The 22357-nt window shown below is 45.2% G+C and carries 17 protein-coding genes and 1 pseudogene; 14 read left to right on the forward strand and 4 right to left on the reverse strand.

Annotation, left to right across the window (positions count from 1 at the left end; genetic code table 11):
* The first annotated feature begins 1054 nt into the window (after positions 1–1054).
* From FC82_RS09895 to FC82_RS09905, 3 genes are all read left to right on the forward strand, one after another.
* Positions 1055–2647, forward strand: a complete 1593-nt coding sequence (locus tag FC82_RS09895; protein ID WP_054762359.1) for an Nramp family divalent metal transporter — start codon at positions 1055–1057, stop codon at positions 2645–2647.
* A gap of 14 nt (positions 2648–2661) precedes the next feature.
* Complete coding sequence (locus tag FC82_RS09900; RefSeq protein ID WP_054762357.1) at positions 2662–3096, forward strand: universal stress protein; 435 nt, start codon at positions 2662–2664, stop codon at positions 3094–3096.
* Between the two features lie 189 nt (positions 3097–3285).
* A complete protein-coding gene (locus FC82_RS09905; protein ID WP_054762355.1) occupies positions 3286–3924 on the forward strand; it encodes an NAD(P)H-binding protein in 639 nt (212 codons plus the stop codon).
* 93 nt (positions 3925–4017) lie between these two features.
* Here FC82_RS09905 and FC82_RS09910 read toward each other — a convergent pair whose 3' ends face one another.
* Entirely contained in the window at positions 4018–4938 is a 921-nt protein-coding gene (locus FC82_RS09910; protein WP_054762352.1) for a glutathione S-transferase C-terminal domain-containing protein, read from the reverse strand.
* A gap of 385 nt (positions 4939–5323) precedes the next feature.
* On the opposite strand from FC82_RS09910, the pseudogene FC82_RS09915 reads away from it, so the two are divergent.
* Positions 5324–6089, forward strand: a pseudogene (locus tag FC82_RS09915) (NADP-dependent (R)-specific alcohol dehydrogenase).
* Positions 6090–6558: 469 nt separating this feature from the next.
* Here the strand turns inward: FC82_RS09915 and FC82_RS09920 are convergent.
* Both FC82_RS09920 and FC82_RS09925 read right to left on the reverse strand, forming a co-directional pair.
* Positions 6559–7215, reverse strand: a complete 657-nt coding sequence (locus FC82_RS09920; protein ID WP_054762350.1) for a YoaK family protein — start codon at positions 7213–7215, stop codon at positions 6559–6561.
* 29 nt (positions 7216–7244) lie between these two features.
* On the reverse strand, positions 7245–7568 hold the full coding sequence (locus FC82_RS09925) for a winged helix-turn-helix transcriptional regulator (RefSeq protein ID WP_056996893.1): 324 nt from the start codon (positions 7566–7568) through the stop codon (positions 7245–7247).
* A gap of 232 nt (positions 7569–7800) precedes the next feature.
* Here FC82_RS09925 and FC82_RS16740 point away from each other — a divergent pair, with 232 nt between their 5' ends.
* The 7 genes from FC82_RS16740 (at position 7801) to FC82_RS09950 (ending at position 14741) form a co-directional block, all read left to right on the forward strand.
* Positions 7801–7968: a hypothetical protein gene (locus FC82_RS16740; RefSeq protein WP_156405142.1), complete on the forward strand. Its 168-nt coding sequence runs from the start codon at positions 7801–7803 to the stop codon at positions 7966–7968.
* A gap of 330 nt (positions 7969–8298) precedes the next feature.
* Entirely contained in the window at positions 8299–9078 is a 780-nt protein-coding gene (locus FC82_RS09930) for a glycosyltransferase family 8 protein (protein ID WP_054762348.1), read from the forward strand.
* Positions 9079–9339: 261 nt separating this feature from the next.
* Positions 9340–10536: an SAM-dependent methyltransferase gene (locus tag FC82_RS09935; protein ID WP_056996894.1), complete on the forward strand. Its 1197-nt coding sequence runs from the start codon at positions 9340–9342 to the stop codon at positions 10534–10536.
* A gap of 227 nt (positions 10537–10763) precedes the next feature.
* The gene (locus tag FC82_RS16900; protein ID WP_162260941.1) at positions 10764–10901 is read left to right on the forward strand and encodes a hypothetical protein; all 138 of its coding nucleotides are present in this window, start codon (positions 10764–10766) and stop codon (positions 10899–10901) included.
* Between the two features lie 379 nt (positions 10902–11280).
* Complete coding sequence (locus tag FC82_RS09940) at positions 11281–12243, forward strand: sugar ABC transporter substrate-binding protein (RefSeq protein ID WP_054762346.1); 963 nt, start codon at positions 11281–11283, stop codon at positions 12241–12243.
* A gap of 28 nt (positions 12244–12271) precedes the next feature.
* Positions 12272–13771 (forward strand): sugar ABC transporter ATP-binding protein, encoded by a 1500-nt coding sequence (locus FC82_RS09945; RefSeq protein WP_202813733.1) that lies wholly within the window; start codon positions 12272–12274, stop codon positions 13769–13771.
* Position 13772: 1 nt separating this feature from the next.
* The gene (locus tag FC82_RS09950; RefSeq protein ID WP_056996895.1) at positions 13773–14741 is read left to right on the forward strand and encodes an ABC transporter permease; all 969 of its coding nucleotides are present in this window, start codon (positions 13773–13775) and stop codon (positions 14739–14741) included.
* Between the two features lie 76 nt (positions 14742–14817).
* Here the strand turns inward: FC82_RS09950 and FC82_RS09955 are convergent, their stop codons facing one another.
* Positions 14818–17151 (reverse strand): ABC transporter ATP-binding protein/permease, encoded by a 2334-nt coding sequence (locus tag FC82_RS09955; RefSeq protein ID WP_056996896.1) that lies wholly within the window; start codon positions 17149–17151, stop codon positions 14818–14820.
* 994 nt (positions 17152–18145) lie between these two features.
* Between FC82_RS09955 and FC82_RS09960 the strand changes: the two genes are divergently transcribed.
* From FC82_RS09960 to isdE, 3 genes are read left to right on the forward strand one after another with little or no spacing between them, the layout of a single operon-like run.
* On the forward strand, positions 18146–20476 hold the full coding sequence (locus FC82_RS09960; protein ID WP_056996897.1) for an LPXTG cell wall anchor domain-containing protein: 2331 nt from the start codon (positions 18146–18148) through the stop codon (positions 20474–20476).
* Positions 20473–21336, forward strand: coding sequence for an NEAT domain-containing protein (locus tag FC82_RS09965; protein ID WP_056996898.1), 864 nt, complete (start codon positions 20473–20475; stop codon positions 21334–21336). The genes FC82_RS09960 and FC82_RS09965 overlap by 4 nt, the downstream gene beginning before the upstream one ends.
* 1 nt (position 21337) lies before the next feature.
* Positions 21338–22219, forward strand: a complete 882-nt coding sequence (gene isdE / locus FC82_RS09970) for a heme ABC transporter substrate-binding protein IsdE (protein ID WP_056996899.1) — start codon at positions 21338–21340, stop codon at positions 22217–22219.
* Positions 22220–22357: the final 138 nt, after the last annotated feature.

Here is a 22357-nt window from a genome sequence, read left to right on the forward strand (position 1 = left end):
GAAGGAAAGAGAGTGGAAGAAAGCGGTTAGAGACCAGAACGTAAGCGCCATTAGTGACAAATCCCGATCTTGGATTTGTCTCTAATGGCGCTTACGTGGCCGGTCTCTGCTTTCTGGAGCTCGTTTCCGCTCGGTGGCCTAGAAAGAGCGGTATAAATTTATTTCCTTGGTTAATCTTAGGAGAGAGTGGAACAAACCGGTTAAAGACTGGAGCAGAAGCGGACTATTTTATAAAATCCTGGGCTTAGATTTTGTAAAATAGTCCGCTTCTGTGCAAGTCTTTGGTTTGAGGAACTCGTTTCCGCTCGGTTGCCGAGAAAGAGTCATGAAAAATAAATGTATGAGTAATCATAAGAATAAGAGCATGACAAAAAGGCGGATTTGCGTCCAAACTTTAAGGACCCCATCTAAAATCCTGAACTTAGGTTTTAGATGGGGCTCTTATGTGGCTGGGGGCGGTTGCTTGCTCGTCTTAGCTAAATAAACGGGAAGGACTAATCATCTTTATCCCTAATATAGACTTTTGCTCCAGTTTTATTTTGGCACAGCTACGAAAAAGGCGTCCCTTTCCAGAGACGCCTTGTGGGAGTGGAACGCTTATTCAGTAACGGATGATAGGAGAAATTTAAAAAGTACCGAATCCATGTGGGTTCGGTACTTTAGCCCATAGAAAAGTAGTTGGTTGAACGCACTACTTTGAACAATTAAGTTCATGTCTATGTTAGGATAACCGAAAATAAAAGTCAATTATATAATTATGAAAATAATTGTTAAATGATAATTAGCGACATTATGACCATTTTGAAACATTTATAACACCCTAATAAATCAGACATATGTCATATATTAGCAATTCGTCTGATAAATGTTTGGGACACAGAAAAAAAGTTTATTAATTATGAAAATATTGTAAAACCTATTAAAACAGCAAAGAAAGCGTTAACTATATTTGATTCTATAGAATATCTATTAAGGAATACCTAAACTTCTATTTGAATGACATAAACTTTATTGTACAATGTGTGTGGTCACAAATAGAAAGGTGGTTTTAATTTTGGCAGATCAACCAAGAAAGCATCATTTGATTGAATACGCCAACGGAAAGTCGTTGGAAGAAATCAATGGTACCGTTGAAGTTCCAAAGAATATCGGGTTTTGGAAGGCGTTATTCATGTACTCCGGACCCGGTGCGCTTGTTGCAGTCGGGTATATGGATCCAGGTAACTGGTCTACTTCCATTACCGGGGGTCAAAATTTTCAGTATTTATTGATGTCTGTTATCTTAATGTCAAGTTTGATTGCGATGTTGTTGCAGTACATGGCAGCTAAACTTGGCATCGTGAGTCAGATGGACCTTGCCCAAGCAATTCGGGCTCGGACCAGCAAATCTCTGGGAATCGTGTTGTGGCTCCTTACTGAATTAGCAATTATGGCGACGGATATCGCCGAAGTTATTGGGGCAGCCATTGCACTGTACCTTCTGTTCCATATTCCATTAGTGATTTCTGTTTTGATCACGGTTCTTGATGTTTTAGTACTGCTATTATTAACGAAAATTGGGTTCCGGAAAATTGAAGCAATCGTCGTTTGTTTGATTTTAGTAATCTTATTGGTTTTTGCGTATCAAGTCGCGCTGTCGAGTCCTAACTGGAGTGGTGTGATTGCCGGATTAGTCCCAAATGGCAACACCTTCTCGGGTGCCATTCACGTCAACGGAGATACACCATTGACCGGTGCGTTAGGCATCATTGGCGCCACCGTTATGCCGCATAATTTGTACCTGCATTCGGCCATTTCCCAAACACGGAAAATGGATCACAACGACGAAGAAGACGTTGCTCGGACGGTAAGGTTCTCAACTTGGGATTCCAACATTCAACTATCGCTGGCCTTCGTTGTGAACTCATTGCTGCTGATCATGGGGGTTGCCGTCTTTAGGAGCGGTGCCGTGAAGGATCCTTCGTTTTTCGGCTTATTTCAAGCACTTTCCGACACGTCGATGTTAAGCAATGGTGTTTTGATTGGTGTCGCTAAATCTGGTGTGCTGTCCATTTTATTTGCAGTCGCACTGTTAGCATCTGGTCAAAATTCAACCATCACTGGGACTTTAACCGGTCAGGTGATTATGGAAGGCTTTGTTCATATGCGGATGCCACTATGGCTCCGGCGCTTAGTCACCCGAGTTATTTCAGTCATTCCTGTTCTGTTCTGCGTTGCCTTAACTGGTCGCGACACGCCAATTCAGCAACATGAGGCGTTGAATAATCTGATGAACAACTCACAAGTTTTCTTGGCATTCGCCTTACCATTTTCAATGTTGCCGTTGCTGATGATGACGAACAGTAAATTGGAAATGGGGGAACGGTTCAAAAATCATATGTGGGTTAAAGTCTGTGGCTGGTTCTCAGTGATTGCACTGACGTTTTTAAACATGAAAGGCTTGCCTGATGCCATCGCTGGATTCTATGGTGCAAACATCACGGCGGCGCAAACACAGACGGCTAATCTGATTGCTTACGTTTTAATTGTTGCCGTGTTAGCGCTGTTGATCTGGACCATTTATGACCTGTATAAAGGCAATAAGCGGCTGGAAGCTCAGATTGCTAATGCCGACAAAAATAACCCGGCAGCTGGCACTGCAAATTAAGGGAGGGTCAGATAATGGCTAAAACTGATTTTACAAGTATCTTAGTTGGGGTCGATGATTCTGAAGATGCATTACTCGCATTTGATTACGCGATTCACTACGCCGTGAAACTGAGCGCTAAGTTGACGATTGCTTCGGTACTCGAAAGCGATGATATGAGCGTTTACCAAGCTCTGGATAAGGATTATATTCATGGTGAGCGCAGTGATCTGGAAAACCATCTGTTGGATTATCAGCGTCAGGCGAAAGCGGCTGGCGTCAAAGATGTCGACTTAATTGTCGATGAAGGTGATGCGGGGGAAACAATTGTGAAGAACATTATTCCCCATGTTAATCCGGACCTATTGATCATAGGATCCATTGCGAAGAAGGGCATCAAGCGACGTTTTGGGAGCCAAGCTGCATATATGGCAAAATACGCACCGATATCAGTATTGGTCATTCGGTAGCAGTAGCTTGTGCTATGTGGTACTTCTTTCTACCATTTGAGCAATGTTGTCTCGGCATTTCGGGCGCCAATCGTTTCGGCTAGAAATTTAGAAAATTTACTGCCATGAGCCTATTCGAACGCTGTCATCGTTAGCAGTGCTAGACTTTAAGTAACTCTAGCAACAAATTAATTCAACGAGGTGTTCAAAATGAAAATTGGTGTCATTGGTGCGACTGGGCATACTGGTCAAGAAATTGTCAAACAGGCACAGGCTCGGGGCATTGAAGTAACGGCAATTGTGCGTAGTACGGCTAAGGCAAATAAGATATTGGGCAGTGACGTACCGGTCATTGAAAAAGATGCGTTATCGTTGACCTACGATGATCTGTCAAATTTTGACTACGTTGTGGACGCTTTTGCTTCAAGAGAGGCTACATATCAGCACTTAGACTTAGCGGCTCGTTTGGTTAGTGCCTTTCGTAATGATGCAACCACAACGTTGTTCTTTATTTTGGGTGCCAGTTCGCTTAAACAGGCAAATGGTCAGCCATTGCTGGACAATATTTTGAAGGAAAATGCCGGACAACCTTGGATTCAAACACCTATTCAACAAGTCCACGAATATGCCTTTCTGCAGTGGGTCGATAACGTCAACTGGACTGCTATTTCACCACAAGCAAGTTTTGTGCCGGGGCCTAAGACGACTTATCGGATTGGAAAAGATGACTTGTTAACTAATAAAGAGGGGCAATCTAAAGTATCAACTGGCAATCTTGCCAGCGCAGTGCTTGATGAGATTGAGAACCCAACACATTTGCACGAGCGGTTTTCGGTCGTTGATGATTAAACGACTAATATAGGAAGCGTTAATTTATTTTTTAAAAAATAGGCCCAGAAGCTGCATGTCATATAAATGACAACAACTTCTGGGTCTGTTTTATTAATCAGTCCAATCACTCATATCTGGACCGGCTGGGATCACATGATCGAAGCTAGTTACCTTTTGCGTCACCTGATAGAAATGCTGTTTGATCTTATCAAAATCGGTATCTGCTTTAATGATGGGATTGCTGTACAGTACCCGGGCATAACGCCAAAGGTTAGGATAGTCTTGCAGTTTGTGCTGATTGAGCTTTGCCGTATAGTACCAAACCAAGTCAAAACGCAATAGTCGGGCAAATAACATCAAGTCAGCAGTCGTCAGATGCTCACCGAAAAGATAGGCTTGATTGGCTAACCGTTGATTAAAATCCTTTAGTTCATTGAAAAACCGGTCAGAGAGTCGGTTAAACCCTTCTTGTGAAGTGGCAGTTGATGCACCGTTGATGATTTTCGATAGGTCGGCAATACGTTTACTAAGCGCGCTGATGTCATCACGTTCGGCTTCTGGAAAGAGGTCCGGAGCATCAGGGGCAGTGAAGTCACGCCATTCGCTACCAAGTTCTTCAAGCAAGGTTGCAGATTGGCTAATAACCACAGCGCCAGTTTTGACGTCAACCAGTGCTGGAATCGTCGGTCGGCTGTCAAAGCCTGGGTCAGCCTTTTTGTACGCAATCGAGACACGATTGATTTCTAAAATCGGGTCCTCATCAGTCTCACTTGGGCCGAAGAACCAGTCGTCATCGATTCCTGTGTGACGTAAAGAATAAATGGGGCTGCTAGCAATCACGTTGTCGAGTCCTAAAAGATCAATTTCCATTTTAACGGGGTTTGCCCAGGGGCAAAAATAGGCCCAAATCAATGAATAACGGTTAGGTTCGATTGGCAGGTCGCCGGTTGAAAAGCGTTGGTTTAATATTGCGGATGGTTTCTTTTTCGGCTGCCAGGCACAAGCGGCGCCTTCGTTTGATTCGTTTGCCATATCGTAAACACTTCCTTTGATACTGATTATAGAGCCTTTGCTCAAAAAAGGACACGGGGGTGCTTGCTAATTGTTACATTAAATAATAATGATGGACAATTTTGACTGAAAATGATGTGTTTTGTGAATTTTTCATTAATTAAATCAAAAGATATGGATTCATCTTCTGGGTACATTGGACATTTTTTAAAAAAACTTAAACTTTGATTTGATAGCAGATAAAGCGCTTTATATAAGCGCCTGGAAACATGGATTACAGTTCCCAAAATATGACTTATTTATGAAAATAGTGTGATTTTTAATCTAATTGTGAACAGTTTATCAAATTATATGCTATACTAAATTCATTCAAAATAAACTTAAAAATTAACTCGGAGGGATTCACATGACAGATCGGTTAAAGGGTAAAGTTGCAATTGTTACTGGTGGTACATTGGGTATTGGCTTAGGCGTCGCAAAGCGGTTCGTTGATGAGGGCGCCAAGGTTGTCATCACCGGTCGTCACGCTGACGTTGGTGAGAAAGCTGCTAAGAGTATCGGCGGCGAAGACGTGATTCGGTTCATCAAACATGACGCAACTGATGAAAAGGGTTGGGTCGAATTGTTCGACGAAACCGAAAAGGCTTATGGTCCTGTAACCACGTTGGTCAACAATGCTGGGATTGCCATCAACAAGAGTATTGAAAACACAACGACAGACGAATGGCACAAACAATTGGCTATCAACCTGGATGCTGTCTTCTTTGGTACCCGTTTAGGAATTCAACGGATGAAGAACAAGCATCTCGGTGCTTCAATCATTAACATGTCCTCAATTGAAGGCTTTATCGGCGATCCTAACCTGGGTGCCTACAATGCTTCAAAGGGCGGCGTTCGGATCATGTCAAAGTCAGCAGCCGTTGACTGTGCTTTGAAGGATTATGAATTATGATGTTCGTGTTAACACCGTTCACCCAGGCTACATTAAAACACCATTGGTAGAAGATTTACCAGGTGCTGAAGAAGCTATGTCAGCTCGTACAAAGACACCAATGGGCCATATCGGTGAACCAGACGACATCGCCTACATCTGTGTCTACCTCGCCTCAGACGAATCTAAGTTTGCAACTGGTTCAGAATTTGTTGTCGATGGTGGATATACCGCACAATAGAGTGTTGAACTAAGCGCTTTGTAGGCGGAGCACAGCAATCTTCGACCGAAATTTCCGTTTCTGGTTTTTTATCGGAAGTTGCGTAAACAGTTGCTCTCAACCATGGGAACACGTTTCGACAATGTTTAAATGCCGAGCACGTCACAACAAAGTCAAATAATCCCACAATTCCCACACTAGGGATTTGTACTAGAGTTGCGTGAGTGGGAGATGCCTACACGTTGGAACGCGACTCGACACGATGGCCTAAGAGGACAACGAGTTATGCCTTCAGCCACAAAAACATCAATGGCTTGAGCAAGCATTGATTATCAAGCAATGAAATAGCAATGCACCAACCAGCTAAGAGAAATCTCAGTGAAGTGCAGATTCGACAAGCTGAAACACTACGATAAGTAAAAATAGGTACCAGAATCATCCATGAGAGGTGATTCTAGTACCTATTATTATTTGGTTTTGGGGGGACGTGTTAGCCTCTGTGGCTTGCCAACATGGTTACCACCAAAATAAGAGCTGAAACAAAAATGGTTTGCCCATGCAGGATGCCGATCAACAGACCATTTAATGCGGCCCCGGCAACGAATCCTAGCAAAATCGTACCGATGGTGGTTAAGTTATCCCAAGCTAATGTATCTCGTTTAAACAGGCCGTCATAGATGGCTTCAGCAAACGTCCGTAAGTTACCAGTCATCATCAATGACGTGAACCCCTTGCCCTTCAGTTGTCGAAACTCTTGTAATTGGGCAGCGGCTGCCATGGACAGCAGACCAATGGTTACCATGGTAGGCACAACTGCTGTTATGCTGCCAGCCAGAACCATTAGAACGATTTCGTAGCTCACGACAAATGTTTGTCGACTCATACGAAAACCTTCTCGGTAACGGTGTTGAATGAATCGCGCAATGATGGTGCCGATCATAAACATTAAAATAGCAATTAAATAATGGCTGGCGCGTGACCAGTTTCCCAGCCCAATATGACTGCCTAGTAAGATCAAGTTACCTGTTTGCAGGCCGGCGAAGACTTCACCATGTGTGAAGTAGGTATAAGAATCGAGACCGCCAGCTGTAGCGGCTAGTAAGGTGCCTGTCAGTAACCGATCATAACGCGGTTTTGCAATTGTCATGATAGTTTCTCCCCTTTAATGATGTTAACCTAACGCATTGTTGCTTGATTCAATCCTTTTAATTGCTGATTACCCCAGTGATGCAAGGTATTTAAGACGTTTTGCATCGCCACACCCGCTGGTAATAGACGGTAGGCGTATTCATCATCATCAGTGATCAAGCCTAAGGTCATTAGTTTGCTGATGGCTAACAACAAGTTAAGGGTCGAAATGCCGCGTATTTTTTTGCGTAAGATCATAAAATCCGAAAAATCATCGGTCAAATTTGTTAAAATTAAGGCGTACCACTTATTGTTGATTAGTTCTAGGCCAACGCGGGTACCAACGCTGATGTCACGTTTCGTCACGATCATCACTTACCTTTTATCAGATACTTGCAAGTGTACCGTTATCGTCGAAGGGTTGCCAGTAAAGGGGCTTGGACTAATACGAGAATATTTAAGAAGAAATCCAGTCAGACTCATTGACATTAACGATTTTTGGGGTATTATATTCTCAAGCAAAAGCACGTAAGCCGTGCGATTGACAGGTGAACGACCTGTCTACATGTCTGGAAATCGATTGTTGTAAAGGGGATACTAAAATATGAAACGAACATGGTTAATTACTGGTATGACGAGCAACTTCGCACAAAGATTGATTCAAAACTTGGCCAAAAAAAGTCAGTCCAGTGTTAAATTAGAAGAACACAATCATCTCCCAATGTTGCCGCAGACGGCGACTGTGGATTTGATGATTAATGGAAGAGGCTAGAGTGCGGAAGCAAGCGTCCAGAAACTGGAGCCTAAGACAAAGAAGACAGTAAATCCCGGTTCCGGATTTACTGTCTTCTTTGTCTTAGGTGCAAGTTTTTGCTTGCTGCAGCACGTTTCAGCTAGGTAAAAGAAGAACGCAAAGACGTCTTTGGTTTTTGAAACAAGTTTAGCCAGCCAATATTAGGAATGTACAACCACCCCACCTCCACGCATCCTCAAAATAGTTACCCAAAGAAGCTGCTAACGGACGGCTTCTTTTTAATTTACACAAGCAGTCACCAATCAAACCTCTATAATAGAACTAAACTCAAAAAAGAGGTTTCAAAAAATGCCGATTGAACTTCTAGTAACTGTGAACGAAACTTACATTCCGCCACTCAAAACACTGTTAAAATCTATTTACCAAAATGAAAAACAACCTGTTCGTGTTTGGCTCATTCATCGAAACATCGCAGCAAAGCAACTCACAGCACTGTCACAGTGGGTAACTGATCTTGGAATGAGGTTTGAAGTCTGCCAGGCAACACCAGCCGTATTCGGTGATGCACCAATTACCGATCAATACCCAGTTGAGACTTACTTTCGGTTATTAAGTGGTCAAATATTACCGAAGACATTGCATCGCGTGCTGTACATTGATCCGGATGTTTTAGCACAGGGACCGTTAGACGCATTGTGGCAACTTGATATGAATCACCAACCCTTCGCCGCTGCTGCACATCAAGACAGACAACAAGAAAATCGACAGCGGATGCAAATTAATCACGCGTACTATAACACCGGTGTTTTACTGATTGATTTAGACCGAGCGCGGCAGGTGATCAATTTCAAGGATGTTGCGGCCTACATTGCCACCCATGATGATTTGCCATTAGTCGACCAGGATATTCTGAACGGATTATACGGGGAACAGGTCACCCCGATTGACGATAAACAGTGGAATTTTGATGTGCCTAGTTACGACTGCTATCTTGAAGCTGGGCTCACTCCTGACTGGATTTCAGCCAACACAAAACTGTTGCATTATCAGCGGCAACCAAAACCTTGGCAGACGGAATACACCGGACCATTAGGAAACGTTTATCGTTACATGCAGGTTAATCAGTGAAAAAACAGTTAAAAGGTGTGTCGTTTTCGCAACGACGAGCCTTTTTTTGACGGTATTGCCAGCATAGCGTCATACACTTACAACAATCTGTCTAAACTTGAAAATGAAAGCGTGAAATCGGCTAAATTTTTTGACAAATGTAAAAAAGACAACTATTCTTAATAAATAATCAATAAATATAAGCATAATGAAATCTTTTTGATTAATTTAGATACTAATGCTTAGTCATCTAAATAACCTGCATGAGAGAAGGAAAAATCGGTGTTAGAGAAAACAGTTTATCGTCAATTACTAAGTCGGGCATTTGATATTCCAGTATCCGTAACTTATTGGGATGGCAAAACGGAAAACTATGGTGAGGGCAATCCGGTTGTTAAAATCAAGCTCAACAAGCAAATTCCAGTTAAAGAAATCACTTCGGCGCCAACGAAAACGTTGGCTGAAGCTTACATGAAGAAGGACCTCGAAATTGACGGCAGCATTCAAGCCTTAGTCACTTCAGCCTTCAGCCACACAGGCAGCTTCTTAACCAACAATCCATTTTTGAAGCACTTACCAAAGAAGTCACACTCTGAGAAAGCCAGTGAAAAGGATATTCAGAGTCACTACGACATTGGTAATGATTTCTATGAACTTTGGTTAGACGATACGATGACTTATTCATGCGCCTACTTCGAACATGAAGACGACACACTTGAACAAGCACAAATGAACAAGGTCCACCACATTCTAAACAAACTCGAACCAGAAGCTGGCAAGCGGTTGTTAGACATTGGTAGTGGTTGGGGCACACTGTTGTTCACGGCTGCTGAAGAATATGATCTGAACGCAACGGGGATCACATTAAGCCAAGAACAATACGACTACACAAAACAACAAATTAAGGAACGCCACCTTGAAGGCAAAGTTGATGTCATCATGGAAGATTACCGTGAAATGAACGACAAATTTGACTATGTCACTTCAGTTGGGATGTTTGAACACGTTGGTAAGGAAAACTTGGGTATCTACTTCCAGAAGGTCAGTGATCTGATGAAGGATGATGGTCGTGCGTTGATTCACGGGATTACCGGCCAACATGAAGGTGCTGGTGTGGATCCATTTATCAGCGAATACATCTTCCCGGGCGGCTACATTCCAAACATGGCCGAAAACTTGACTCATGTGATGAATGCTAAGCTACAGTTGGCTGATTTGGAACCACTGCGTCGTCATTACCAAAAGACGCTAGAAATGTGGGACCAAAACTACCTCAAGGTCTTTGACCAAGCCGTCGAAAAGTACGGCGAAGAATTTGCCCGCATGTGGGACTTGTACCTGCAGGCCTGCGCCGGTTCATTTGAATCAGGCAACATCGACGTGATGCAGTATCTGTTAACAAAACAACCTAGTGGAACTGGGCTGCCAATGACCAGAGATTACATGTACGAAGATGCTAAGGTGAAGCAGACAAATTAAAGAGTGTGGAGCAAGGCGTCTAGGAGGCGGAGCGTAAGGCACTTTGACCGAAAAAGGCCGGGTCTGCCTTTTTTGGTCGAAGTGCCTTACGCTCCGCCTCCTGCCTTGCGGAACACGTTTCGGCAATATAAAATCCAAGCACGTCGCCAACACAACTCAGGCAATCAAAGGCACAATCCCAAACTAAGATTGTGAGTCGAAAGGCGCTTAAACATTAGCCTTGAGCCTTGCAAAACACATTTCAGCAGTATAAAATCCAAGCACGCAGCAAGAAAATCAAGGTCAACCAAACCCACAATTCCGAACTAGGAATCTGTGCAAGTATCGTTGAAACCACGACTGTTTGCTTGCGGATAGTTGCCTAAGCGCACATTCCGCTATCGCCATCGTTAAAGCCACACCTCAAAATAAAAATCGTAACCAAAAGTCTCGCAGGGCATCAAGCCTGCGAGTTTTTTTTGTGCACGCAAGTACCGGAATCAATATGCAAAAATAAGTAAAACGTTTAATATATGTCGTCATATATCACGTGATAAAATATTTTTGTCCGTATAAAAACCGCGATGTACCAGTATCTTTAATGTATAAAACGATACTTTTCTGTATTTGTGACGTTGAATTCTAAAATTAGCTATGATACAGTTCTCTTGCAAGCCTTATATATGATTTATCGTTATATAAGGTGTCATAAATAATTCATTGGGGTTAACCATGCCTGGTAACCATTTTTTGGGAGGAATTGTCGTGAAGAATTGGAGATCCGTTTTAAAGAAAGCATCGATCCTATTTGCCGCAACGTTGATGGTGGGGAGTCTTGCTGCCTGTGGCAAATCAAGCAGCAGTGCCACAAAGGAAAAGACCATTACCTTCTTGCCACCGGCCATGGTCAGCCCGTTTTATAAGTCGACCATTGAAGGGGCTAAGCAGGAAGCCAAAGCGCAGGGATACAAACTGGATGTGCTGGCACCCCAGAAGGAAGACGACTACGAAGGTCTCTTGAAAATCGTCGAGGATTCCCTCAGCAAGAGTACCAACGCTATCGCCATCTGTACCACTGACGACAAGACCATGGCAGCTGCCGTGAAGAAGGCCAACCGTGATAAAGTACCCGTTGTCGTTTTCAACTCGCTCAGCAAGGTTAAGGGTGCCAAGGTGTACTCGTACGTTGGTTACGACCAAGCTAAAGCCGGTGCCAGTGTGGCTAAGTGGATGGGCACCAAGTACGCCGATCGGACACTGAACGTTGGTATTCTTGAAGGACTGCCTGGCGTCTTTACCCAAAATCGTGAGGGCGGGTTTGTGACCGCGGCTAAGAAATACAAGAACATCAATATCGTTTCCAAACAATCAGCTAACTGGGATCGCGGGAAAGCATTGGATGTGGCCACCAACATGTATCAGGGGAACAAGAAAATTAATGCCTTTTATGGGCTAAGCGATGAAATGGCCATCGGGGCCGCTTCAGCAGCTAAACAAGCCGGCATTAAAAACGCCATTACCATTGGAATCGACGGCAACCCGAACACTTTGGAATCCATCAAGAAGGGCAACGTTACTGGGAGTGTCTACACCAATCCTAAATTAATGGGTAAACGGGCGGTTAAAGACGCCATCAAAGCCATTAAGGGCGAAAAGAAGGCCAACAAGATCAACGAAGTGCCAACGGTGGTCGTTGATAAGAGTAACGTTAACAAGTACATCAAGTAATCAATTTAAACGAAACGGGTGAGTAATTGTGATTGATACCGACACCATTTTAGAAATGACCCACATCAATATCAGTTTTTCGGGTGTTCATATTCTTAAGGATGCCGACCTGGTCCTTAAACGCGGGCAGGTAAATATCCTGCTGGGCGAAAATGGTGCCGGGAAGTCCACCCTGATGAAGGTCCTCACCGGCGCCTATCACAAGGATAGCGGTGAGATTCGCATCAACGGCGAGCCGGTGACCATTAACAATGCGGCTGACGCTGAGAAAAACGGCATCAGTATGATCTATCAGGAATTCAACCTGATTCCAAACCTGAGCGTTGCTGAAAATATTTTTCTGGGCAAGGAACTGGTTGGCTTTGGCGGTAAGGTGGATTTTGAAGGCATGAATCGCGAAGCACAAAAGATTCTTGATCGGTTGCACGTGGCCATCAGCCCGAAGACGAAGGTTGGCAAACTCGGGGTGGCCCAGCAACAGATGGTGGAAATCGCCAAAGCCCTGTCCGTGGATGCCAAAATCGTTATTATGGACGAACCAACGTCGGCGCTGACGGATGAAGAAATTGAAAATCTCTTCGCTATCGTTAACGAGATGAAGACCCATGGTGTTTCCATCATCTATATTTCTCACCGGCTGGAGGAATTTAAGTACGTCGGCGACTATGTCACCACCATGCGGGACGGCAGTACAGTTGGGTTAACACCGATTGCTGAGGCCAGTCACGACCGCCTCGTCCAGCTCATGGTGGGGCGGGAGATTAAAAATCAGTTTCCCCACGTGGAACAGGAACTCGGTAGCGAACTTTTGCGGGTCAGTCACTTGTCAAATGCACACGTCCACGATGTAAGTTTAACGGTTCACGCGGGTGAAATCGTGGGAATTGCGGGGCTGATGGGTGCCGGAAGAACTGAAATTGCCCGGGCCATCTACGGTATTGACCCCATTGATGAGGGTGAAATTTTCGTTGCCGGCAAAAAGGTGAAAGTGGCGTCCCCAGCGGATGCGATTGCCCACCACGTTGGGTTTGTTACCGAAAACCGACGCGATGAAGGATTGATCATGACCCTCGATATTAACCAGAACATCACGCTTCCCGCACTTCGCGCCATTCAAAAAAATCGGTTGGCGTTGAGTATGCAAAAGGAGCGGCAGGTCGGCGCGAAATTCATGCACGACCTGGATATAAAAGCCGTTAACGGGCGGCAAAAGGCCGGAACCCTTAGCGGCGGTAACCAACAGAAAGTCGTCATCGCCAAGTGGCTTGAAGCGCAGCCGCAAATTCTGATGATGGACGAACCCACTCGTGGCATCGACGTGGGCGCGAAATATGAAATTTATACAATTATGAATGAATTGAAAAAGCATGGGGTGGGCATTCTGATGATCTCATCCGAGCTGCCTGAGGTCATCGGCATGAGTGACCGAATCTTAACCATGCGTGAAGGTCAGCTGACCGGCGAACTTGACCGGGGTGAGGCGACCCAAGAAAAAATCATGACGTTAGCCACGAGTGAGGTTGAATAATATGGAGAGTACGCAGGTAAAAACGCCGCAGCGTGAATCTGTCTGGCGGCGGCTAGTTTCAAACAATAATTTCGGTGTGTCGATTGCCCTCATCATACTGTTAGTAGCGATGGCCGCGTTTGCCCCCAATTTCACCACGTTAAACAACATCTTTAACGTGCTGCTGCAAATTGCCCAAGTCGGCACGATTGCGGTCGGGATGACTTATGTGATTTTAACTGCCGGCATCGACCTTTCCGTAGGGTCGATCGTGGCCTTTGATGGGCTTGCCATGGCGATGATGATGAAGACTGGCGTACCCGTAGTGCTGGCCATCCTAGCCGGACTGGTCATCGGAGGTGCCATTGGCGGACTGAACGGTTTCTTGGTTGCCAAGCTGAATCTACAGCCCTTCGTAGCCACACTTGGAACGATGACCATGTTCCGGGGCCTGGCCTACACGATTTCTGGTGGTCAGCCAGTGTATACCTTGCCGGCAGCCTTTGATTATTTGGGTGGCTCAATTGGGGTCATCCCGATTCCAGCAATTTTAATGGTCATCGTTTTCATCATTGGCGCATACACACTGAAGTACACCAAGTTTGGCCGTCACATTTACGCGATTGGCGGCAATGCCGAAGCATCAAAGCTATCTGGGATCAAAGTGAAACGCAATACTGCGATGGTCTACATCATCTCGGGGCTCTGCTGTGCCATTGCCGCGGTCATCCTAACAGCACGGTTGGATTCAGCTGTTCCGACCGCCGCTGACGGTATCGAACTGGACGTCATTGCCGCCGTTGCCATCGGCGGCACCGATATGCAGGGTGGCAAGGGTGCCATCTTCGGCACGATTATCGGTGCCCTGATCATGGGGGTCATCGCAAACGGACTGAACCTGCTGGATGTCGCGCAGGGGCCGCAACGGTTCGTTAAGGGCGTCATTATTATTTTAGCGGTGGTCTTACAGGTCATTCGAAATCGGAAATAGTGAGGCAAAAAAACGTGCGGGCCGAGTAAAACGGTCGCACGTTTTTTGCGTATTTCTAGCGTTGTATTTCTGAGGGTTATTCCGTTCGTAACGCTGTCGCAGCATCCTTCTTCGATGCCATCCGCGCTGGAATGTGACCGCCCAATACGGTGAGAATAGTACTGATCAAAATCAGGACGATGGCTGCCGTCGGGTTCAATTGAGACACGTTACTCAAATTGGTCATGCTCTTGAGCACGGCGTTGATTGGGAACGTCGCGGCCCAGGCGATGAAAATCCCGATAAGCCCAGAAGCCACACCGAGAATTGCTGTTTCCGCATCGAATACCCGGGTGATATCCTTTTTCCGAGCACCCAATGCTTTGAGAACCCCAATTTCCTTGGTCCGTTCCAGTACTGAAGTGTAGGTGATGATGCTGATCATGATCATGCTGGTAACCAGAGAAATTCCGGCAAACGCAATCAGTACATAGGTGATGGCATCCATGAGCCCGCCAGTCAGCTTAGACACTGAACCGGCCATATCGGTATAAATCACCTTGTCTGCCTTGGACTTGCCCTTGTTGTAAGCGTCCAAGTAGCTCAGAACCTTGTCCTTATTCTTGAAGTTATTCGGGTAGATCATGATGCTAGATGGAATCTTGGAACCGCCCAGGGCTGAGACGAGTTGCGTCTTGTCAGAAGACGAACTTAGTGTTGCTCCAGTCAGCACATTTCGTGAACTGGCCTTTTGAGCCTTGACGATTTTTGAATCGGCATTTTGATCGACCAATGCCTTGGTTAAATTATCGCTATAGGCAAATCCGGTCGCAAGGATATCCTCTTCATTCGCTGACCGGACGCGTAAAACACCAACGACACGTAACGTTTTGTTGCTGCTATTATTGTACATGGTCTTGTAGTCGGTATTTGGCAGGTACATGCCGGCGGCGGACTTGTAGTACGTGTCGTTGTTGACGGTCTTGAAGGTGGTGCCCACAATCTTGTTGAAATTGACCTTCTGATTGTTTTTGACGTTAAAGCCTAAGTTTTTCAGTGCGTTGATGTTCGTTGAATTGTCCTTATTGATAATTAAAACAACATCGGTGGCCTTGGTCGGATAATTACCGGCCATGACCTTGTAGTGCTTCTTTAAGAAACTGGCTTTGCCTTGATTGTCAGTGGGGTAGGACGAAACGCCGATGCCCGCGGTACTGGCTAGGGCGCTAGACATGTTCATGCTGCTTGATTTGGATTGACTGTCATTAGATAACTCAACCGGCTTGACCTTGCCATTGACGTCGCGCAACAGGTTCATCCCTGTGGTGTACGTAATACCCACATTCTTACTATAACTAGGGTTTAGTTTTTTGATATAGCTCACATATTTTTGTGTGATCTTATTTGTGTGTTGTGATTTATCCTGTTCACTGATTTCAGCCACAACGGATTTATCCTTGGAGAAGTGTTCCTTCTTGCTGGTGTCGTTAGCCGTGGTCTGTGAAGTGGCGGTCTGTGAGATCGTTACGGGATACTGGGCCAGCGTATTGGATTGCGTTTGGTTAATTTGTTTTTGGAACCCATTGGAAAGGGCCAGCACAATTGCAATCCCGATGATCCCGATACTGGATGCGAACGCCGTCAAGAATGTTCGCCCTTTTTTAGTGCGGATGTTGGTAAATGACAATTTCAACGCTGTCCAATAGGTCATTTTCGTCTTGGTTAACTTGAACTGCTCGTTTTCTTCCTTTTCATCGTAAGGGTTGGTGTCGTTTACGATTTTTCCATCTTCAAAACGAATGATCCGGTCGGCGTACTGGTCGGCTAAATCCGGGTTATGTGTAACCATGATGACAAGCCGTTCCTTGGATAGTTCTTTGATGATCTGCATAATTTCCTGACTGGTTTCAGTATCAAGCGCGCCAGTCGGTTCGTCACACAACAAAATTTCTGGGTCGTTGGCAATTGCCCGCGCAATGGCCACCCGTTGCATTTGCCCACCAGAAAGTTGATTGGGCTTCTTATACATATGTTCACCCAGTCCAACGCGTTTCAAAGCGGTGATGGCCTTTTCTTTTTTCTCCGCAGCTGACACGCCACTGAGCGTCATCCCTAACTCAACGTTATCGATGATTCCGAGGTGGCCAATCAGATTATAGCTTTGAAAAATAAACCCAACGGAATTGTTCCGGTAAGCGTCCCAGTCGGATGCTTTGAACTGTTTAGTGGACTTCCCCTTGATAATCAAATCGCCGGAGTCATAGACGTCCAACCCGCCAATATTGTTTAGTAACGTGGTCTTCCCAGAACCGCTGGGACCAAGGATGGCAACGAATTCCTGTTTACGAAAAGACACCGAGACATCGTCCAGTGCCTTTGTAGTCGTGTCACCCACCTGATAGTACTTTTTTAAATGCTGCAGCTCGAGCATAATAATCCCCTCCATTGAGTGAAACGGATGCGCTAAAAACACCTATTTGTAACCGATTTCACGCTCTTGTATATGTTTGATTATAGGGGTTGGTGGGGGAAAGTCAATCAGAGTGCGGAAGAAGGGCGGTTAGAGGGCGGAGCATAAGCCAACTGTGACAGAAATGCCTGAACCTGGCATTTTTGTCACAGTTGGCTTATGCAGTAGCCCTCTGCCCTTCTGGAGCACGTTTCAGCAATGGTGCCTAGAAAAAGCCAATCAAGGCAGAAATGCCTGAACCTGGCATTTTTGCCACAGTTGGCTTATGCAGTAGCCCTCTGCCCTTCTGGAGCACGTTTCGGCAATGGTGCCTAGAAAAAGCCAATCAAGGCAGAAATGCCTGAACCTGGCATTTTTGTCACAGTTGGCTTATGCAGTAGGCCTCTGTCCTTCTGGAGCACGTTTCGGCAATGGTGCCTAGAAAGAAGGAAACCTGATTTTGAGATTCTAACCCGTTGACACAGACTTCCATTACCTTTTCAGAGAATTTAACACGAAGAAATTGCGCAACGGAGCGTGTCTAAATGATGAGTACGCAAGAAAGTCACTCTTCCAGAGTAGGTCTGAGAGTTACTCCCTGAAAGATGGCGCAGGATTTCCATGAAAAAACAATCAATGCCTTTTTTGATTATCAGTTCTATAAAACAAATAGAAATCCGAAAAGTGTTGTGTAAAACTCATTCCAAAATTATATACGAAATATTCAATTCCACATAATTTGAATGCGATTACATAAATTTGTAGAAAAGCCGTATTTACAAGACTTATCGGTTGACGCGTGCCTTATTTTGCATGATAGTTAATTTATTATTGATTCAATTTAGATTCTTTCTAATCACCTGATAAGTGAAATTACAAATGATCTTATTTAAAAACGGAGGGGATATTCTATTAAATATACCAAATGTGTATGACTGATTTTTGCAATTATATATGGTTCGTAGGAGGACGTAACATGAAAATTAAGGGGTTAAAGCAAGTCATTGGCATCCTGGGGGCGTTGTTCTTTTTCGCGCTGGGGCTGGGTGCCACGACCACACAGGCACGGGCAGCGACTACATATACGGTGCCGATTGAAATGGATAAGACTGGAACAAGTACTAAATCAGAGGCGGATGGTTTTTTCAACAGCAATGCCACGGTGACGCCAGATGGCGATAAGTATGATGTCTCACTGGATCTTTTATCATCTGGGTCAGCATTAATCGATGCTATTACGATCAATGATACCAGCGCAACAAAGGGTACTTCGGATGGTGACAGTGGGGTTTATTGGAACTTTAGTGTCGCTGATAAAACATCGCCAGTGACGATTGGTTTTGTAATCGATTTCTTTGGCTTGTTTAAGATGAACGAAAAGGCCGATCTGCACATCGATTGGAGCGGTGTACCAGATTTAAATGCTGCTACTAGTGATAGTTCTTCAGCCGCAAGTTCTTCGGCTACGAGTTCTTCAACTGCAACAAGCAGCAGTTCGACCGCAAGTTCCAGTGCGTCGTCAAGCAGTGACGCAACGAGTGCAGTTAGCGCACTGACCTCTTCGAGTTCTGTCAGTTCTGCACTTGCGGACAGTTCAAGCTCAGTTAGTGATTCGTCTAGCAGTACAGCTACTTCAAGCAGCAAAGCCAGCAGTACGACTTCTTCAAGCAGTTCAGCTGATACGACTTCCCTGCAATACAATATTTTGAAGAGTGATTCGGACGTGCTTTCCGATGCTAACAATTTTTACACTGGTAGTGCTGAATTAGAGACGTTGTCAGATGGGTCGATCAAAGTCACAGTGACGGCAGCATATCCCAAGGCGGAAATGGGTCAGAAAGATTTGGTGCCTGAGACAGTGAATGGTAAGGCGGTGTCGGATGTGTCCTACGGTGAATCCGGTGATAACTACACCTGCACATACAGTTTCACCGTTGCGTCAGAATCTGATTTGGACAGTCCGATTCCGGCAACGATTCACATGACTGTGCCGTCGTTTAATATGGATGAAGAATTTGGTATTCGACTTAATTTTAGCGACCTGACCGGCGTTTCAGCTGCTTCATCATCAAGTGAGTCAAACGCAGACACCAGTGCCGACAGTACTGCTTCGAGTTCTTCTAGTTCGTCGGCATCGAGCAGTTCAACCGAAACATCTTCGCTGCAGTACAATGTTTTAAAGAGTGACTCGGATGTCCTTTCTGATGCGAACAAGTTTTATACAGGCAGCGCTGTTTTAGAGACGTTATCAGATGGGTCAATTAAAGTAACGGTGACTGCAGCGTACCCGAAAGCCGAGATGACTCAGCAGGGACTAGTGCCCGAAACGGTAAATGGTAAGGCAGTGTCTGATGTGTCCTATGGTGAATCAGGCGATAACTACACTTGCACGTATAGCTTTACTATTGATTCAAAGTCTGTGCTGGACAGTCCAATTCCGGCAACAATTCACGTGACTGTGCCATCGTTTAATATGGACGAAGAATTTGGTATTCGACTTAATTTTAGCGATTTGACCGGTATTTCAGGTGACTCTGGCTCATCATCTTCCAGCAGCGTTTCTTCCAGTACCAACAGCAGTTCAAGTGCGGGATCTGGCACGCAGGCCGCCACCAAAACAACAAAAGCAGCGGCGAAAGCAGCTGCTGCAACAACAACCGACCCAACTGAGGGCTGGACTTATACAGTTCTCAAAGCCGATGAAGATACGAAATCCGATGCTGATCAATATTACACCCACAAGGCGGTCATCAAAAAGATCTCCGATGACAAGTATCAAGTTACATTAACAGTCAGCTTTGCCAAAAGCTTAGGTATGGGTGCTAAGGGTGTCATTCCGTTAACAGTCAATGGTCAGAAGGCCGAAAATATTAAGTATGGCACTTCTGGTAGTAATTACACCGTCAGCTATAGTTTTGACGTTGCTTCACTAAGTGCGCTCGATAAAATCATTCCGGGCACGATTCACGTGACGGTACCGATGGTAGGTATCAACGAGGACTTTAGTATTCGGTTTAAATTTAGTCATGCCGCTGTGTCGTCTACCGCAAACTCAAACAGTGATAAAACAACTACCGCTGCTGATGCAGCAACTGCTGGTAATGGTTCCGGTAAGTCAACAACGGGCACCACGCCAACTCATAAGGCAAGCGTTAAATACTCACCGGATAGCAGTACTGCTCGGACAGCAAAGGGGACGCTGCCGCAAACCGATGAACAAAAACAGCAAAGCCTGTTCTTCCTGGGTCTTCTTGCAGTGACATCGCTCATTGGGTTTACCATTTATAAGAGGGGGCACGCAGCATGAAACAAACAATAAAACGCTGGTTGTTGGGCATCGGCGTGGCAATCGCGTTTATCTTTAGTATCCAGACTCAGCCTGCGTTCGCTAAGGCGATCAACTACCAAGCGCTTGTTTATGGTACTAACAAAACGTCCATGGCCAGCGGTTACTATGTCCGTCCCGCTAGCGTTGTGGTTAAAAACCACAAGTATGTCGTAACGATGCGCATTAAAACGGCAAAGAAACTATCGTCGTTTCCCGTTAAAGTCATTTCGGTTAATGGCGCTAAGCCTAAAAATGTGCGAAAAGTGAAGGATAGTGCCGGTAATTCAAATCTGTACTATTCGTTTGTCACGACCAATCTTAAAAAACGGATCAACGGAAAATTAACGGTTAATATTCCAAAAGTTTACAAGGCAACACACATGATCACATTTAAATTCAGTACGGCTGGTCTGCCCAGTTTAACGAGTAAGTCTCATGCGGTTGCTGCGACCCGTGCGGCCTCAACAACTAAGACGTCAACGTCCACAAAAAAGGCAACTGCAAACAGCACGGCTGCTACTAGTGAACCAAATGAGAGTCGTTTAAAGGCCATTAAGGCTAAGGATGACAGCAGCAAACAAGCTGCCAGCGCAGCCGCTGCGACATCAAGCAATAGTAAAGCGTCATCGGCTAGCAGCAGTTCCTCCAGTAGTTCGGCAGTTGTCTCGTCAACGCCTCAAAAAAAGGCAACTGCAACGTCTGAGGATAAGAAAGATCACAGTCAAACGAAATCAAAATTACCAGTCTTGATTTCGGGAATTGTTGCCATTATCGTCATTGTTGGCGGCGGTGCCCTGTGGTTAGCCGGTGGACGTGGTCGTCATAGCAGGGGGGATTAGGGTGAAATCGCCACGAAAAATTGCGGGTATTGTCATCACGCTTATTGTCGTTTTTGGTATTATTGGCGCCCTTGCTGTGCACACAACAGCGACAAAGACTAAAAGTCCGCGGATCGTCGCGACAACGTATGCGATTGTACAGATTTCTGACCGGTTAAACTTACCGTTGGTTGGTGTGCCGACCACCGAGAATAAAATTCCGGCCCGTTACAAAAACGTGACACGAGTAGGCAGTCCCATGAGTCCCAGCGCAGAAAAAATCGCCTCAACGCACCCGACAACGGTTTATTCAGTTGCTGTACTGAAGGACCAGTTTGGCAAATCGTTCAAACAGCAACATATCAAACCTCACTTTTTGTCGCTGCAAAGCGTAACCAGTTTAAAACACACGCTCGCGAAGATGGGCAATGAGTATGACCGAAAAACTGAGGCTAAGTCGGCAATCACGGAAATTAACCACGCCGAAACAACAGCCAAAAAACGCGCGGTTGGCAAGACGAAACCACGGGTGCTCTTATTGCTGGGCATGCCCGGCGCCGGGTACATGATTTGTACCAATAAATCATACGTTGGTGATTTAGTACGTCTGGCTGGTGGTAAAAACGTCTTCATGTCGAAGAGTCAGTCTTACATTGAACCTAGTGATGAAGCAATCGAAAAGTCACGGCCACAGGTGATTTTGAGATTAGCCCACGCGATGCCAAGCTTAGTTATCGACCAGTTCAATACGGAATTTAAGCAGCAGTCGTTTTGGAAAAACACACCGGCTGTTCAGCATAAACGCGTGTATGACCTGCAGGAACCAAACTTTGATGCAACTGCCAACATGCGAGCTGCTAAAGCGCTGGGATTAGTTTCAAAGTGGCTGTATCCCACAAAGTAGGACATGGGGACAACCGTTTTGAAGACAGTTTTCATAATCACTTCCAAGTTGGTGTCTAAAAGGCACTGGCTAAGTGCTAGAGTACTAACAATTGAGTCTTGAACAGAAACCGGTGGTCAATTAAATAACCGGTTTCTG

This window comes from Secundilactobacillus collinoides DSM 20515 = JCM 1123, assembly GCF_001435975.1.
GTDB classification, from domain to species: Bacteria; Bacillota; Bacilli; order Lactobacillales; family Lactobacillaceae; genus Secundilactobacillus; species Secundilactobacillus collinoides.

Excerpts from the sequence above, each read along its gene's own strand:
- FC82_RS09900 (WP_054762357.1), top strand. The coding sequence starts at position 2,662 with ATGGCTAAAACTGATTTTACAAGTATCTTAGTTGGGGTCGATGATTCT.
- FC82_RS09905 (WP_054762355.1), top strand. The coding sequence starts at position 3,286 with ATGAAAATTGGTGTCATTGGTGCGACTGGGCATACTGGTCAAGAAATT.
- FC82_RS09910 (WP_054762352.1), bottom strand. The coding sequence starts at position 4,938 with ATGGCAAACGAATCAAACGAAGGCGCCGCTTGTGCCTGGCAGCCGAAA.
- FC82_RS09920 (WP_054762350.1), bottom strand. The coding sequence starts at position 7,215 with ATGACAATTGCAAAACCGCGTTATGATCGGTTACTGACAGGCACCTTA.
- FC82_RS09925 (WP_056996893.1), bottom strand. The coding sequence starts at position 7,568 with ATGATCGTGACGAAACGTGACATCAGCGTTGGTACCCGCGTTGGCCTA.
- FC82_RS16740 (WP_156405142.1), top strand. The coding sequence starts at position 7,801 with ATGAAACGAACATGGTTAATTACTGGTATGACGAGCAACTTCGCACAA.
- FC82_RS09930 (WP_054762348.1), top strand. The coding sequence starts at position 8,299 with ATGCCGATTGAACTTCTAGTAACTGTGAACGAAACTTACATTCCGCCA.
- FC82_RS09950 (WP_056996895.1), top strand. The coding sequence starts at position 13,773 with ATGGAGAGTACGCAGGTAAAAACGCCGCAGCGTGAATCTGTCTGGCGG.
- FC82_RS09955 (WP_056996896.1), bottom strand. The coding sequence starts at position 17,151 with ATGCTCGAGCTGCAGCATTTAAAAAAGTACTATCAGGTGGGTGACACG.
- FC82_RS09960 (WP_056996897.1), top strand. The coding sequence starts at position 18,146 with ATGAAAATTAAGGGGTTAAAGCAAGTCATTGGCATCCTGGGGGCGTTG.
- FC82_RS09965 (WP_056996898.1), top strand. The coding sequence starts at position 20,473 with ATGAAACAAACAATAAAACGCTGGTTGTTGGGCATCGGCGTGGCAATC.